The sequence below is a fragment of the Acidithiobacillus sp. AC3 genome, assembly GCF_050261095.1.
Classification (GTDB): Bacteria; Pseudomonadota; Gammaproteobacteria; order Acidithiobacillales; family Acidithiobacillaceae; genus Igneacidithiobacillus; species Igneacidithiobacillus copahuensis.
In genome coordinates, this window is the sequence record NZ_CP189838.1 from 1,109,927 (window position 1) to 1,126,232 (window position 16,306).

12 protein-coding genes are annotated in these 16,306 nt (G+C 58.4%); 4 read left to right on the forward strand and 8 right to left on the reverse strand.

Going from position 1 to position 16,306, the window contains the following annotated elements:
* Positions 1-41: 41 nt before the first annotated feature.
* The 4 genes from clpB (at position 42) to ACQAYK_RS05710 (ending at position 6,513) form a co-directional block, all read left to right on the forward strand.
* Positions 42-2,645, forward strand: coding sequence for an ATP-dependent chaperone ClpB (gene clpB / locus ACQAYK_RS05695; protein ID WP_215871421.1), 2,604 nt, complete (start codon positions 42-44; stop codon positions 2,643-2,645).
* 102 nt (positions 2,646-2,747) lie between these two features.
* Positions 2,748-3,590 (forward strand): thiol:disulfide interchange protein DsbG, encoded by an 843-nt coding sequence (gene dsbG, locus ACQAYK_RS05700; RefSeq protein ID WP_215871422.1) that lies wholly within the window; start codon positions 2,748-2,750, stop codon positions 3,588-3,590.
* The gene (gene pepN, locus ACQAYK_RS05705; RefSeq protein WP_215871423.1) at positions 3,587-6,208 is read left to right on the forward strand and encodes an aminopeptidase N; all 2,622 of its coding nucleotides are present in this window, start codon (positions 3,587-3,589) and stop codon (positions 6,206-6,208) included. Before dsbG ends, pepN begins: the two co-directional genes overlap by 4 nt.
* Positions 6,209-6,210: 2 nt before the next feature.
* Positions 6,211-6,513 (forward strand): hypothetical protein, encoded by a 303-nt coding sequence (locus ACQAYK_RS05710; protein ID WP_215871424.1) that lies wholly within the window; start codon positions 6,211-6,213, stop codon positions 6,511-6,513.
* Between the two features lie 21 nt (positions 6,514-6,534).
* Here ACQAYK_RS05710 and ACQAYK_RS05715 read toward each other — a convergent pair whose 3' ends face one another.
* The 8 genes from ACQAYK_RS05715 to ACQAYK_RS05750 form a co-directional block, all read right to left on the reverse strand.
* Positions 6,535-7,998 (reverse strand): CYTH and CHAD domain-containing protein, encoded by a 1,464-nt coding sequence (locus ACQAYK_RS05715; protein ID WP_215871425.1) that lies wholly within the window; start codon positions 7,996-7,998, stop codon positions 6,535-6,537.
* Positions 7,988-8,635, reverse strand: coding sequence for a ParA family protein (locus ACQAYK_RS05720; protein ID WP_255790248.1), 648 nt, complete (start codon positions 8,633-8,635; stop codon positions 7,988-7,990). The genes ACQAYK_RS05715 and ACQAYK_RS05720 overlap by 11 nt, the downstream gene beginning before the upstream one ends.
* On the reverse strand, positions 8,628-10,712 hold the full coding sequence (gene ppk1 / locus ACQAYK_RS05725) for a polyphosphate kinase 1 (RefSeq protein ID WP_226827150.1): 2,085 nt from the start codon (positions 10,710-10,712) through the stop codon (positions 8,628-8,630). The genes ACQAYK_RS05720 and ppk1 overlap by 8 nt, the downstream gene beginning before the upstream one ends.
* Positions 10,705-11,574, reverse strand: coding sequence for a bifunctional methylenetetrahydrofolate dehydrogenase/methenyltetrahydrofolate cyclohydrolase FolD (folD, locus tag ACQAYK_RS05730; RefSeq protein WP_215871426.1), 870 nt, complete (start codon positions 11,572-11,574; stop codon positions 10,705-10,707). Before folD ends, ppk1 begins: the two co-directional genes overlap by 8 nt.
* Before the next feature lie 139 nt (positions 11,575-11,713).
* Positions 11,714-13,252, reverse strand: a complete 1,539-nt coding sequence (mctP, locus tag ACQAYK_RS05735; protein WP_215871427.1) for a monocarboxylate uptake permease MctP — start codon at positions 13,250-13,252, stop codon at positions 11,714-11,716.
* 4 nt (positions 13,253-13,256) lie between these two features.
* Positions 13,257-13,463, reverse strand: coding sequence for a DUF3311 domain-containing protein (locus ACQAYK_RS05740; RefSeq protein WP_215871428.1), 207 nt, complete (start codon positions 13,461-13,463; stop codon positions 13,257-13,259).
* 57 nt (positions 13,464-13,520) lie between these two features.
* Positions 13,521-15,005 (reverse strand): SpoVR family protein, encoded by a 1,485-nt coding sequence (locus ACQAYK_RS05745; RefSeq protein ID WP_483168013.1) that lies wholly within the window; start codon positions 15,003-15,005, stop codon positions 13,521-13,523.
* A complete protein-coding gene (locus tag ACQAYK_RS05750; RefSeq protein WP_483168014.1) occupies positions 14,998-16,299 on the reverse strand; it encodes a YeaH/YhbH family protein in 1,302 nt (433 codons plus the stop codon). The genes ACQAYK_RS05745 and ACQAYK_RS05750 overlap by 8 nt, the downstream gene beginning before the upstream one ends.
* Between the last annotated feature and the right edge of the window lie 7 nt (positions 16,300-16,306).

Here is a 16,306-nt window from a genome sequence, read left to right on the forward strand (position 1 = left end):
GCGCCCATCTGCCAGTCATCATCCGATATGGGAGTCGCCAGATGCGCAGTGACAAACTCACCACCAAGTTTCAGCAAGCCCTGCAGGAGGCCCAGAGTCTCGCCCTGGGCAACGATCAGCAGCAGGTGGAACCGGTCCATCTGCTCATTGCTTTCCTCGACCAGGACGGCGGTATCGCCCGTCCTCTGCTCAGTAAGGCGGGTGTGCGCGTCGATGCCCTGCGCAACGAACTCGGCCGTGCCCTCAACAATTTGCCGAAGGTTCATGGCGGGCAGCCCGGCGAAGTGCAGTTTGGCCGGGATCTCATCAACCTGCTCAATCTAGCCGACAAGACCGCGCAGCAGCGGGGTGATGGCTATATCTCCACGGAGCATTTTCTGCTCGCGCTGATGGAGGATAAGGGCGAGGCGGGTCGTCTGCTCAAGGAGAGCGGTGCTACCAGCAAGGACCTCGAAGCGGCGATCACCGCACTGCATGGCGGCGAAAAGATCAACGATGCCAATGCCGAGGAGCAACGCCAAGCCCTGGAGAAGTACACCATCGACTACACCGAGCGGGCGGCGCAGGGCAAGCTGGACCCGGTGATCGGCCGCGATGACGAAATTCGCCGCACCATTCAGGTGCTGTTGCGGCGCAGCAAGAACAATCCGGTGCTGATCGGTGAGCCGGGTGTCGGCAAGACCGCCATCGTCGAGGGCCTGGCGCAACGGATCATCAATGGTGAAGTGCCGGAATCCTTGCGTAACAAACGTCTGCTGGGGCTGGATCTGGGTGCGCTGATTGCCGGTGCGAAATTCCGCGGCGAGTTCGAGGAACGCTTGAAGGCCTTGCTCAACGATCTTGCCAAGAGTCAAGGGCAGATTCTTCTTTTTATTGATGAAATACATACCCTGGTGGGTGCTGGGAAGGCCGAGGGCGCGATGGATGCCGGCAACATGCTCAAACCCGCCTTGGCGCGGGGTGAGCTGCACTGTATTGGTGCCACGACCCTGGATGAGTACCGCCAGTACATTGAAAAGGATGCTGCTCTGGAGCGCCGTTTTCAGCGTGTGCTGGTGGATGAACCCTCGGTGGAGGACACCATTGCCATTCTGCGCGGCCTGAAGGAGCGCTACGAGGTTCATCATGGGGTGCGCATCACCGACCCCGCCCTGGTCGCGGCAGCGCAACTCTCGCATCGCTACATCAGCGACCGCAACTTGCCCGACAAGGCCATCGATCTGATCGATGAAGCGGCCTCGCGGATCAAGATGGAGATCGACTCCAAACCGGAAGCCCTGGATGAACTGGAGCGGCGCCTGATTCAACTCAACATCGAAAAGGTGGCCCTGGCCAAGGAGAAGGACGAGGCAAGCCGCAAGCGCCTGGAGATTCTGGAGGAGCAAATCAATGAGTTGGAGCGTAAATTTCAGGAATTAGAGGAAGTCTGGAAGGCCGAGAAGCTGGCCATTGAAGGTACCTCGCAAATCCAGAAGGAGATTGATCGCCTGCGTGTGGAACTCGAAAATGCCCGCCGTGCCGCCGATTACGACCGCATGGCGCAGATCCAGTATGGTCTGATTCCCGAGCTCGAGGCCCGCTTGCAAAAGGCTGAGGAAGAGGAGGAGGGTGCCGCACGCAAAGCGCCTACCTTGCTGCGCACGGAGGTGCGAGAAGAGGAGATTGCCGAAGTGATCGCCCGCTGGACCGGCATTCCCGTAGCCAAGATGCTGGAAGGGGAGAAGGAAAAACTCCTGAAGATGGAAGAACGTTTGCAGGCCCGGGTGGTTGGCCAGAGCGAGGCGGTGCAGGCGGTCAGCAACGCCATCCGCCGCTCGCGGGCTGGCCTCTCCGATCCGCGGCGGCCCAACGGCTCCTTCCTCTTTCTCGGTCCTACCGGTGTTGGTAAGACCGAACTCAGCAAGGCCCTGGCCGAGTTCCTCTTCGATAGCGAAGAACAGATGGTGCGCATCGACATGAGTGAATTCATGGAGAAGCATTCCGTGGCGCGCCTGATCGGTGCCCCTCCCGGATATGTGGGTTACGAAGAGGGTGGCTATCTCACCGAAGCCGTACGACGCAAGCCTTATTCTGTCGTACTTCTGGATGAGGTAGAAAAGGCGCACCCGGAGGTCTTCAACATTCTCCTGCAGGTTCTGGACGACGGCCGCCTGACCGATGGCCAGGGGCGTACCGTGGATTTCCGGAACACGGTCATCATCATGACCTCGAACCTGGGCTCCGACCGCATTCAGGAATACAGTCGTTCTGGGGACGAGGATGCCATGCGCAGCGCGGTGATGGCGGTAGTGCAGGGGCACTTTCGTCCGGAATTTCTGAATCGTATCGACGAAACCGTGATCTTCCATCCCCTGGATGCCCGGCAGGTGCGGGCGATCTGCGAAATCCAGATGCAGGGCCTGCGGGCACGCCTACGTGAGCGGGACATGGACATCGTGCTCAGCGATGCGGCCATCGACCGCCTGGCGGAGATCGGTTTTGATCCCGTCTATGGCGCCCGGCCCCTGAAACGTGCCATCCAGGCGGAGATCGAGAACCCGCTGGCGCAAAAGCTCCTGCGCGGCGAGTTTACGGGAGGCACGCTCTTGCACGTCGATCTGGAGGAAGACGATTTCGTTTTTCGCGGCGAACTCCTGCCTGGATAATGGGTCAGAAGTGCTGCAATTCGCCCGAGACTGGCGTCAGTCCGGGCGAATTGTTTACCATGGCCGCTTGATGCGGTTTTTCTGTTGCCCAGGAGTGTTCTTATGCGTTTTCGATTGCTGGTTCTTGCTGCTGCTCTTTTACTTTCCGGTTGTGCGGGAAGTAATCCCGTTTCCGACAATGGTGGGCACGGCAAGGTGTTATCCAAAGATCGGGCGCAAGAGCTGGTTAGCAGCGTTACCCATGATCAGGGCCAGGTGACGAAGGTTCTCCCTGGGCCGGGAGGATTGACCGCACTCGTCATCGCCGATCAGGGACATAAAACGCTTGCCTATGCCAGCCCGGATGGAAAATATCTGATCCTGGCGCAGGCCATCATCAACAGCAAAGGCGATAACGTCATTCGGCACGACGCCGAGGAGGCGGGTCTGCTGCCGAAGCCCATGGATGCGGCAAAACTCGCCGAGCGGGCCAGTCAGGCCAAGTCTTTTGTCTTGGGTACCAAGGGACCGGAGCTGATCGCCTTTGTCGATCCCAACTGCATCTTCTGTCACAAGTTTTATGAGGACGCCAAGCCTCTGATTGCCGAAGGAAAGCTGCGTGTCCGCTATGTGGTTGCGGGATTTCTGAAGCCGTCGAGTGCTGGGAAGGCGGCTGCAATTCTATCGGCCAAAGATCCGGCAGCGGCAATGGCAAAAAATGAGAAGGGCTTCAATGAGGAAAGCGAGGAGGGTGGGATTTCCCAAGATGCCAACCCCAGCCCCGAAGTCATGGCAGAGGTGCAGAAAAACACCCAACTCCTGCAGGACAGTGGTGAGGTGGCAACGCCCACTATCGTCTACTGTGACAAGAACGGTAAGGCGCAGATCAGCCATGGTATGCCGGAAAAGCTCGATACCTTTGTTGCGGGGATTACCTCGATGAATGCCGAGGGTAAATGTGAATGACGGCCGATAACACGTTGCTCGTGCAGCGTCAAAACTACCGCAGTCCGGATTTTGCCATCGACACGGTGGAACTCGAAATCTTTCTTCGACCCCAAGACACGGAAGTGCGGTCCCGCCTCACACTGCAGCGCCTGAACCCCAGTGCCAAGGATCTGCTGCTCGATGGCGAGGGACTGGAGCTCTTGTCTCTCTCCCTGGACGGCAAAGATCTATCCAGCGATCGCCATTCCCGCGAAGCGGGAAAGCTGCGCGTCAAAGACGTCCCCGAACACTTTGTCCTGGAGTCCCGGGTGCGCATTCAGCCGGAAGCAAACACCGCCCTGTCCGGCCTCTACTATGCCGATGAGGTCTTTCTGACCCAGTGCGAGGCGGAGGGCTTTCGGCGCATCACCTGGTTTCTGGACCGCCCTGACGTCCTGGCGCGTTTTACCGTCACCCTGCATGCCCCCAAGGTTTCCTGTCCGATCCTTCTGTCCAACGGCAATTGTGTCGCAACTGGTGACGCAGATAACGGCTGGCACTGGGCACGCTGGGAAGATCCGTTTCCCAAGCCCTGTTATCTCTTCGCCGCCGTCGGTGGCAGTTTTCACGTCGCCAGGGATCGTTACCGTACTGGCTCTGGCCGTGAAATTGGCCTGGAGTTGTATGTCGCAGAGCGGGATCGGGACGCCTGCGAGCAGGCCCTGCAGAGTCTGCAAAAGGCGATGGCTTGGGATGAAAAGGTCTACGGGCGGGAGTACGACCTCGATCGCTACCTGATTGTCGCTACCGACAGTTTCAATATGGGGGCGATGGAAAACAAGGGATTGAATATCTTCAATTCCAAGTATGTTTTGGCCAGCCCGGAAACCGCCACTGACGCAGATTATCAGGGAATCGAATCGGTAATCGCCCACGAATATTTTCATAACTGGACCGGTAACCGCGTTACTCTGCGCGACTGGTTTCAGCTCAGTCTCAAAGAAGGACTGACGGTATTCCGTGACCAGGAATTTTCCGCCGACATGAACTCCCGCGGTGTGCAGCGCATCGGCGATGTCCGGCGCTTGCGCGCCGCCCAGTTTGCCGAGGATGCCAGTGCCCTGGCGCATCCCGTGCGCCCGGAATCCTACAAGGAGATCAATAACTTCTACACGGCAACGGTCTACGAGAAGGGTGCAGAGGTGATCCGCATGATGCACACCCTGCTCGGCGTGGAAGGATTCCGCGCCGGGACCGACCTCTATTTCCAACGCCACGATGGACAGGCGGTGCGCATCGAAGAACTGCTGGACGCGCTGGCGACCGGCAGTGGCCGCGACCTCAGCGGCTTTCTGCGCTGGTATTCCCAGGCTGGCACACCACGCCTCAAGGCCGATGGACATTTTGCTGCACAGAGTGGCCGGTATCATTTGCGCCTGCAGCAGCACACGCCGGTAACGCCGGGCCAGGAAGAAAAGCTGCCGGTACCTATTCCGGTGCGTCTGGCCTTTTTCCACGAAGACGGTACTCCCGCACGGCTCCCCGACGGACAAGAAGAGACTGTTTTGCTGCTCGAAGAGGCGTCTGGCGAATGGACCTTTGGCCCCTTTGCCAAGCCGGTCCTCCCGTCGCTGCTGCGGGGGTTTTCCGCGCCGGTACTGCTCGAACGTGGTGATGCCGAGGCAGCGGACTGCTTTCTTGCCCAACATGACGACGACCCCTTTAACCGCTGGGACAGCTTGCAACGTCTGGCGCAAAAGACCTTACTGGCGAGCATTGCCAATCCCGGGCGTAGCGTGCTCGGCCCAGAACTCCAGGCCGCCTTCGCTGCGGCGCTCTCGCGACCCCTCGATGATCCGGCATTTTCCGCCGAGCTCCTGAGCCTCCCCACAGAAGAATCCATCGGGCAGCAAATGGATCCCATCGACGTCGACGGGATCCATACACAACGAGAGGCGCTGCGTCGCGCCCTGGGGGACACATTCGCCGAGGATTGGCGCCGCCTCTATCACGATCTGGCGGCTCCCTACCGCCGGGATGGCCGGGCGATGGGCAGCCGTCGTCTACGTAACCTGGCTCTGTACTATGCCATGAGCTCGGCGCAAGCGGAGGAGACACAAGGTTGGGCCGAGCGGCAATATCGTAGTGCCGACAATATGACCGACCGGCTTGCCGCCTTGCAGCTCCTGGCCTTTTCCCCGGACTATGACGCAATGCCGCTGCTGAATGATTTTTACCAGCGCTGGCAATCTCATCCGCTCATCATCGATCGCTGGTTTTCCCTGCAGCTCGGGCGCGCCGTGCCTGAGACCTTGCAACGGGCACAGGAGCTGTTGCAGCATCCGGCATTTTCCTGGCGGGTTCCCAATCGCGTGCGCGCCGTGCTTTCCGCCTTTGCTGCAAATCTACCAGTCTTTCATGCGCGGGACGGCTCCGGTTATCATTTTTACGGCGAGCAGATCCGCCATCTGGATGATCTCAATCCACAGACCGCAGCACGTCTGGCAACGGTCTTCAGTCGCTGGTCACGCTATGACGAAGCGCACCAGCGGCAAATGCGAACCGTCATGGAGGAATTGCTCGGCAAGGATAGGTTGTCTCGGGATTTGGGAGAAATTCTCGAGCGTTCGCTCGGGGGATCGGAAAAAAGGAGCTGAAGATGGGTATCGAAGGGGACGAGCTGTTACAAAAAGCTTTGGCATTGAAAGAAGAAAAATGCCTGGATGCTGCCTATGCTGTCTTGGGTGGGGCCAACAAAAACGATCAAGTAACGCAACTGGCGGGCTTTTTCTTTGATAGCAACAATTGTGAAACGCTGCAGAAAATCTGCGCCAATCAGCAGGTCGATGCGGAACAAGCACGGGAATGGGAAGTTAGTGATGCGGAGTATTGCCTCGCACAGAAAATCGCCTTGCTGGCGCGGCGGGTGGAAAGGGTCCGGGAGAAGCTCGGCAACTGCTGAGTAGTCCCTGGATTTTCTGTTTTAGTCCCAGGGGCGGGGGGCCTGACGGAAGCGCTCCCAGTGTTTGTAAAAGCGCTTGCTTTCCCGCTCCCTCTGCGCCTCCAGAAAGCCAAGCAGGATCCCTGCACTGAAATCCAACGCGTCATGGCGGCGTTCCGCAGGAAAGAGCTGCGGCAAGTCCTGGTGGGCAACTTGTGCGTCACGGATGATTCCGGCTGCATCCAATACGGCATGTAACTGTTTGGTGAACGCCTTGCCATCTTTGCTTGGCCAGAGTTCGGAAACATGACGCAGGACATCACGCAGATTTTTGAGCGCAATGCGCAGCCGATGGAATTGTGCAATTTGCTCCGGCTCCACAAAAACCAAATGCTCATCCATCCGCCGCAGGCGCTCCTCCACGTAGTTGCGCAAAGTCTGCTGGCTCTGCAGTGGGTTGCGCAGAACCTGTGACCACAAGGCGAGAAGTTCCGCGGCAAGCCGCGCCCGGGAATCGACACGGGGATCACGTGTCGTTTTGCGTGCATCGCGCAGAATCTCTTGCAATGGTGTCGCGGGCAGAGAAAAACGCGGGGCGATGCTTTGCCAATGCTCGGCGAGAGCGTCCAGATCCCGTTGCAGGCTCTGTTCGTGAAACCACACCGCCAGACCGTTGCGTACACCACGCAGTTGATCTTCGGGATCTGTGCCCTTGCTGAAGCGCAACAATGCACGCAGCGCGCGCACCTCTTTGCGCAACTGGTGCAGGGCGTCGTGCTCGTCGAGCTGCAGCCATGCCAAGCCACCGAGAATGGTCTGCGCGGAGTGGATGAGGAGACGGCCAATAGCGTCCCCCGCATTGTCCCGCCCGCGAATGGTGGGTGGATTGGGTTTCGCTACGGGGATCTCTTTTCCGACCAGCGCGCTGCCGCGTGCCAGCTTACTGGCATCATCCGGGCACAGGGGTAAACTGGCGCAAAGGGCGCTGGCCAGCTGCAGGAGATCGGCAAGATCTCCCTCCACCAGTTCCAGTTCGATCTCGTGAATCGCTCGTGCCTGACCGGCAGCGCGAATCTCTCCCCAATCTGCAGCGAGTAAAATTCGGGCATCCTGATAGCGGATTTCGTGCTCCCGACGCTGAAAAACGGTTTCGATGACCGGCGCGAGCGCCAGATTCAGATGTGCTGCGAGCAGCGTGCGCAGGGTCTCGTCAGTCGCAAAGACGCCCAGATCCGGCTTCTTGCTGCGCACCGACAGATTCCACTCAGGACGCTGGTGTAACCCTCCCTCAGCGCTTCCTGCAAGTTTGATGGTGGCAACCCACTCCCGGCCTTCTTTACGCACCCGATACGCGATTCCTGCCGCGCGCAGGGCGCCATCCGCACTGTCATAGTAGACGGCGTGCATCTCTTTAGCGGCGATGTCGGCACTGTCTACCAGGGGATGACGCAGGATTTCCTCCCACAGCTCCGGGTGCAATACCTCGAGCTTGATCTCACGCTCCATAGCGCTCCCCGGTTTCCACAAAGCGCAATATCCTTGCCCATTGGGGTAGTTCCTTACGTGCCTCGGCCGCCCGCAGATCGGCCAGTCCCAGTCCCTGCATGGCGGCACGAACATAAATCTGGCTATCGTGCAGAGTGGCCACCAAAGGCAGTTCCAGTTCTTGCAGGAACTCCGTCAGGATCCGTTCCGCCTGGCTGCGCAGTTTGACGCGGTTGGCAATGACCCCGAGCCGTACCTTGCCCTTGCGAAACCGTTTGATTTCTTCCAGGCGTTGCAGATATTGCTGGCTGGCATCCATATCGAAGGGCGAGGGGGCAATGGGCACCAACAAGACCTCGACTTCGCCTAGCATGTCTTCCAGACGCCCGCGCTTGAGTCCCGCAGGTGCGTCAAAAACTACATAATCGCTCGGCGGATAGCCACGAAAGTCGCGCTCGGGGTCATCAATTAGGTCAATACGCGGCAAATGCTCAGGTCTTCGCTTTCCCCAGCTCAGGCTCGAGCCCTGGGGATCCAGGTCGGCCAGCAGAACTGATCCCCGTAGGGCGAGGAGGCTGGCAAGATTGGTCGAGATCGTGGTCTTTCCCGATCCTCCCTTGCTGTTGAGTACCAGCACGCGACATTGCGACTTAGTCACCGCTACTGCCCCGCGCATATTGGTCAAGCAGGCTTTGCTGGGCACTGAAACAATCGCTATCCATCTGACGCAGCGAGCGATAGCTGCCGTCTGACTGCATCTCCCAGGCATTGCAGTGGTCTTGCAGGTAATAGTCCAGTGCCTCGCGGCGGATGCGCTTTTTCAGATCGGGATCGCGAATGGGAACGGCGACTTCCAGACGCCGGAACAGGTTACGTCCCATCCAGTCAGCACTGGAAATCCAAACCTCTGGGTTGCCATTTCCACCGAAGAAAAAGACGCGGCTGTGTTCGAGGAAACGCCCAACAATGGAAACCACCCGGATGTTTTCCGAAACGTCGGGGATGCCTGGGCGTAAGGCGCAGGCGCCGCGAACGATGAGGCTGACCTGTACCCCGGCCTGGGAGGCCTGATAGAGATCGCGGATCAGATCGGGATCGATGAGGGCATTGACGCGGATGATGATGCGCCCGCGTGGTCCGAGGGCAGTTTCGGCGGCGATACGCTCGCGCATCGCACTGAACAGATTGAAGGGGCTCTGCAGGAGATGTTTGAGGCGGGGCGCCTGACCGATGCCGGTGATGTGCATGAACAGGGCGTTCATGTCGGCGGTGATGCCAGGATCGGCAGTGAGCAGACTGAAGTCGGTATAGATGCGCGCGTTGCGTGGATGATAGTTGCCGGTACCGAGATGCCCATAGAGGCGAATTCCATCCTCCTCGCGGCGCAGGACGAGGATCATCTTGGCGTGTACTTTGTGCTTGACGACGCCGTATACCACCTGCACGCCAACACTTTCCAGTTCTTCAGCCAGGCGGATGTTGTTGGCTTCATCAAAGCGTGCCTTGAGTTCGATGACTGCCGTCACCTGCTTGCCAGCCACTGCCGCGTCCATCAGGGCCTGGACGATGGCGGAATCGCTGGTGGTGCGATATAGGGTCTGTTTGATCCCCAGGACCTGCGGATCGGCGGCGGCCTGGCGCACGAAATCGATGATCGGGGTAAAGCTTTGATAAGGATGATGCAGGAGCAACGACCCCCGCCGCAGTTGGGCAAAGATCTCCTCACTGCGCAGGCAGCGATCGGGTAGACCCGGTACGAAGGGAGAGTACAGCAGGTCCGGACGCGGGACCATATCGATGATTGCCGCCATCCGCGACAGATTGACCGGTCCACTCAGGGTATAGAGGTTTTCCGCCGGCAGATCGAAATGGCGCAATAGATATTCGTAGACATTTGCCGGGCAATTATTCGCCACCTCCAGGCGCACTGCCTCGCCAAACGGCCGGGTGCTGAGTTCATCGACAATCGCATCGAGCAGGTTGTCGACTTCTTCCTCGTCAACAAAGAGTTCACTGTTGCGGGTCACCCGGAACTGATAAAACCCCTTTACCTCCAGACCGGGAAACAGCTGAGCGATATTCTCGTGAATGACCGAAGAGAGGAACACGAAATCCGTTGGGCCGGCGATCTCTCTGGGTATCTGGATGATCCGGGGAAGGATGCGTGGTGCCTGGACGATGGCGATGGGGCTGTGCCGCCCGTACGCATCATCTCCTTCCAGGACAATCGCAAAATTCAGCCCCTTGTTCTGCACCTTGGGAAAGGGATGGGCGGGATCGAGGCTGAGGGGGGTCAGCAAGGGCAAGACTTCATTGCGAAAATACTCCGCCACCCAACGCCTTTGCGCTGCCTTCCACTCTCGCCGCCGCAGCAAATGGATACCCTCTGCGGCCAGGGCAGGGATCAGGCGGTCATTGAGACAAGAGTATTGGGCGGCGATGATCTCGTGTGCAACCCGCGATACCGCCCGCATTTCTTCATCCGGACCGAGACCATCGAGACCGAGAGGGCCGGCCCCATACTTGCGTCGCTGCATGACGCCGGCGAAGCGTACCTCGAAGAACTCATCCAGGTTGCTGGAAACGATGGTCAGGAAGCGCAAACGCTCCAGGAGAGGGACGCGCTCGTCGTCGGCCAGGGCCAGCACCCTCCGATTGAATTCGAGGATGCTGAGATCGCGATTGAAATACAGGCTGGGGTCGTTGAGCGCCGGAAGAGTAGCGGGATCAGACAAGCTGGCGATCCTCCCTACGTAGCAGCGCGGCGCGTAAGGTATTCTGCAGTAAGGTGGCCACCGTCATCGGACCGACACCGCCGGGAACCGGGGTAATCCACGCGGCACGTTCCGCCGCCGGCGCAAACTCCACATCGCCAGCGATACTGCCATCCTCCAGGCGATTGATGCCGACATCGATCACTGCGGCACCCGGTTTGATCCATGTGCCGCGCACCAGGCCGGGTTTGCCGGCAGCGGCGACCAAAATGTCGGCGCGTGCCACATGCGCCTGCAGATCCTGGGTGAAGCGATGACAAACCGTCACGGTCGCGCCGGCGAGCAGCAGTTCGAGTGCCATGGGCCGACCAACAATGTTGGAGGCACCAACGATCACCGCTTCCTTCCCCTTGATCGGGATTTCATATTCCTGCAGTAACGTCATGATCCCGGCCGGTGTACACGAGCGCAGGGTAGGCACGCGTAGGGCCAGACGCCCGACATTGTAGGGATGAAAGCCATCCACGTCTTTGTCTACGGCGATGGCTTCGATCATGCTTTCCGCGTCGAATTGTGCGGGGAGCGGGAGCTGTACCAGGATGCCGTCGATCTGCTCATCGGCATTGCAGCGGGCGATTTGCTGCAGCAACTCCGCCGGGCTGCTGGTGGCCGCCAGGGTATGGGAGAACGACTGGATGCCCACCTGCGCGCAGGCGTTTTTCTTGTGCTGCACATAAATCTGCGAGGCCGGATCCTCGCCCACCAGGATGACTGCGAGTCCCGGAGCCCTGCCGTACTGGCGCTGAAACGCCTGCACACCGCCGCGCAGTTGCTCACGCAGTCGTCCTGCAACCGCTTTGCCATCGATCCGAATCGCCGTCATTTGCTGCCCTCCGTAACAGCAGAAGGGAGCGGAGCAAAGAGACGAGTTGGGGAGTCCATGGGATCCTTCTATAGGTAAGATCTACAATATTGATGGAGATTGTTCGGGGCCCACTGCGCGTTGTCAAGCGCTAGCAATCTCATTCTTGATATGCCGCCGCATCGGTAAGATCTGCTGACGAATGACGCCCGATAGCGCGCAGCAGCAAGGTGATGAGGATGGCAAACAAAAAGTTGAGGAGCAGGGCATACAAACCGATGTAGCCCGGAATGGTCCAGCCAAAGAAATGAAGCGCGTAACCGGATTTCTGGAAGCCCGTCAAGGATGCTGCCCAGATGGCCCAACCCAAAGCAATGGCCCAGGCGATGAGTAGGGCGCGGGGATCAAACCAGCGCGTGTAGATGCCGCTGACGATGGCCGGCAGGGTTTGTAAAATCAGGATGCCGCCCAGGAGCTGTAGCTGGATGGCAAAATGGGTAGGCAGTAGCAGAATGAAGAGCAGGGCCCCAAATTTCACCATCAGCGATACCAGCTTCGCCATTTGCGTTTCGCGCCTGGCATCGCAGTCGGGGCGGAGGTAGGCGCGATAGATATTGCGGGTGAACAGATTGGCAGCGGCAATGGACATGATGGCTGCCGGAACCAGAGCGCCAATGGCCACCGCGGCAAAGCCGATCCCGACAAAATAATCCGGGAAATAGCGTAACAGCAGACCGGGCATGGCGAACTGCGGTCCATATCGATGAAAGTAGGGCGCGAGCGCCGGATTGTCGGGTAAATTTGCCGCATAGGCCATGTAACCGAGCAAAGCGATCAGACCCAGCACAAACGAATAGGCCGGCAGAAAGATCCAGTTGCGGCGTAAGGTTTTGGGGCCTTTGGCAGAGAGCACCGCCGTGGTGGCATGCGGGTAGAGCATCAGCGCGAGGGCAGACCCGAGAGCCAAGGTCAGATAAAAGGACTGCGTGCCAAAATTTCCGGAGTGGATGGGCGGCAGATAGAGATGCTCGGCGGGAACCGCCGCAAAGATCTTGCCAAAGCCGCCCAGCTTCCACGGCACGACAATGATCAGAGCGAGCACGGTGATATAGACCAGCAGATCCTTGACCACGGCAATGGAGGCCGGCGCGCGCAGACCACTGGTGTAGGTGAAAGCCGCCAGGACCACAAAAGCGATGATCAGGGGAAGCTCCCCGACAATACCGTGGCTGGGAAAACCGAGGCCGCCAATCACGACTTCCACACCCACCAATTGCAGGGCGATGTACGGCATGGTGGCGACGATGCCGGTCAGGGCAATCACCAGGGCCAGTGCTGGACTATCATAACGGGCGGCGACGAAGTCCGCGGCGGTGATGAAATTGTGATGTTTGGCAATGACCCAAAGCCGGGGCAAAACGGAAAACACGAGCGGGTAGACCAGTACCGTGTAGGGGAGGGCAAAGAAACCCAGGGCGCCGGCGCCGAATACCAGGGCTGGTACAGCAACGAAGGTGTAGGCGGTATAGAGGTCGCCACCAATGAGGAACCAGGTGATCCAGTTACCAAAGCGGCGCCCGCCCAGTCCCCATTCGTGCAGATGCCCGAGATCACCGCGTTGCCAGCGGGCGGAAAGGAATCCCAGCACTGCAATCAGCACGAAGAGAGCGACAAAAACGATGGTGGCGGTGATGTGCATAGAATCAGCCCCGCCGTTCCACACGTCGCCAGGCGAGGTAGAGGAAGAAACCGGAAAGGGGCACCCACAGGATCTGCCACCAGTAAAAAAACGGAATCCCAAACAGAACTGGGGTGGCGCGGTTATAGAGGGGCACCGCCAATACTGCAATGCACGGTATCGATAGATACAGAACTCCCCAAAATCCCAGCCCTGCCGCTTTTCTTTTCATACCGCCTCACTACTGCGTCACAGAGTGGCGAAGCATAGCAAAGAATTGAGGTTGTGCTCAGTCCCTGCGCGCCGCGAGGCGGAATTCAGAGTTGTTACTCGTGAGCAAGACGTCATAGCCCCAGAGCCGTTGAATAAGCTCGAGGGTAGACTGCGCGTCCTTTTCGGAGAGGGGCGTTGCGTCCAGATGATGCAACTCGAGATGTCGATCTCCCCAGCGGTCAACCTTGTCGATCACAATGCTGGGCGGGCGACTGCTCTCCGCAACTTGTTGGGCGAGGCGTTCCCGAATTTCTCGATAGCCCGCATCGTCATGAATGGCGGTGATCCGGTAGGACTCGCTTTCCGGATCATTGTGCAAGGCAAAGAGATGCAGGTCGCGAATGACCTTGGGCGAGAGGTATTGCAGGATAAAACTGTCATCGCGAAATTCTCGCATGGCGAAGAGGATCTGTTTTTTCCAGTCTGGATCGCCGGCAAAGGCAAAAAAGCGCCGGTCTTCTTCCGTGGGGGCGACGCAGATTCTTTGGATATCGCGAAAAATGGCAAAGCCCAAGGCATAGGGATTGATTCCGCTATAGCGGGGATCGTCGTAGTCAGGCTGAAAAACCACTGCTGTATGACTGGCGTAAAACTCCAACAAGCTGCCGTCGGTAATTTGTCCGGTCTCGTGCAGGCGGTGCATGAGGTAATAATGCACAAAACAGGCAAAGCCTTCATTCATGATCTTGGTTTGACCTTGCGGGTAGAGATACTGATTAATCTTGCGTACGATCCGCAAGATTTCACGCTGCCAACTGGGCATCTGTGGCGCATTTTTTTCGATGAAATATAACAGATTTTCGGTAGGTTCCGCCGGAAATCGCGATTCCTTCTCCGGTCGCTCAGAGCTGCTGGATGGGGGCAGGGTGCGCCAAATCTCGGAGAGCTGCTGCTCCAGGTAGCGTTCCCTTTCCTGCCGGCGCATTTCTTCCTCGCGCGCGGAGAGTTTGCGCGGCCGGCGTGCGCGATCGATGCCATTTCTGGCGATGGCATGGGCCGCGTCCAGTACCGCGCTGACTTCCGGTATACCGTAGCGTTCCTCACAGGCAGCAATATAGGACTGGGCAAAACTGAGATAATCGAGAATCCCTTCGGCATCGGTCCATTGCTGAAAAAATACATTGTTTTTGAAAAAGGCATTGTGCCCATAGGCGGCGTGCGCAATGACCAGGGTCTGCATCGTCATGGTATTTTCTTCCATGAGATAACTGATGCAGGGATTGCTGTTGATGACCAGCTCATAGGCGAGGCCCATTTCCCCCCGCTTGTATTGCCCCGATTCGATCGCATGCTGTTTCCCAAATGACCAATGGGCGTAGTACACCGGCAGGCCAATGGAGGCATAGGCATCAAGCATCTGCTCGGCACTAATCAATTCGAGCTGGTTGGGATAGGTATCCAGGCCCAGTTCCTCCTGTGCGATCTGTGCGCAGGCGCGATCCACGGCATCGAGACGGGAAAAGGACCAGTCATTGTCGCTGAACAGGAGACGATTAACCATGTTCGAGTACCTGCGGTTTGGAAAAAAGTTCGCGGAACAGGGGGTAAACATCTTCCCGCTGCTGCGCGCGGGTGCAGACCATCTGCGGAAAGAATTCCGCGAGTTCCTGATAGGCCTGCAGCAAATGACTCTCGTCATCCCGGTTGACTTCCAGATAATAAAATGCCCGAAGCCGCTGCAAGAGACGGCTGGCGACTTCTTCCACTACCGCGTTGTCGGCAAAATAATTATCGCCATCGGATGCCTGTGCCAGATAGACATTCCACTCGTCGGCGGGAAACCTCGCGGTGATGATCTCTTCGGCAAGGGCCAAGGCCGGCGACACCAGAGTGCCGCCGCCCTCGCGGGCAGCAAAGAATTCCTTTTCCGTGCATTCCTGGGCGACACTGTGGTGTTTAATGAAAACAATCTGGACGTTCTGATATTGTCGTTGCAAAAACAGGTACAGAAGCAGAAAGAAGCGCTTGGATAAATCCTTTTCGGTTTCCCCCATGCTCCCGGAAACATCCATGATACAGATCATGGTGGCCTGGCTGCGTGGTTGGGTATGGCGGTCCATATGGGCGAAGCGCAAATCGGAATCGTCGATGAAAGGCACTGCCCGTATTTTGCGCTGCAATACGGCGATTTGCGCATCTATGTCGCGTAGGTGTTCCTCTTCGATGCTTACGTCACCCTGCTGTTGCTTTCGTGCGGCAATGTCTGCCAGCAATTGTTCCCGTTCTTCCTGTAATGCCTCCAGGGCGCGCCGTTTGCCAGCGCGGAGGGCCAGCCGTCGTGCGCGGGCAGCACGCATGGTGCGCGCAACATGCATGCGCGAGGGGCTGCCGTCACGCACGAAGCCACTGCGTCGCCACTGCTCCGCCTCGATCTCGCCGCCAGTACCCTGGCGCAGGTTGGGCAGGGAGAGACCGTCGAAGAGTAGATCCAGAAATTCGTCTGGCGAGAGCAAGACACCAAGGGCATCCTCACCCTCACCGTCGGGCGCCCCCTCGCGACCCGCTTGACCGCCGCCACCTCCCTTGGGAATCTCGTCACCCCGGTGGAAGCTCTTATTGCCGGGCAACACGCGATCCCAACTGCCGTTGGCGGAATCATGGCGAAAGCTGGGCTCGTGCAGGTCGTTGGCGGGAATGACAACCGCCTTGTCGCCTTTGCTGAGAGACTCGATGGCGCCGGATCGGCCCATTTTTTCAACCGCTTCTTGCAGGCGCCCGCGTACTCGCCGTTGCAGTCGTTCTCGATTGGCATTGGAACGTGATCCGGAGAGACGACGATCAATGATGCTGCTCATGCAGAAT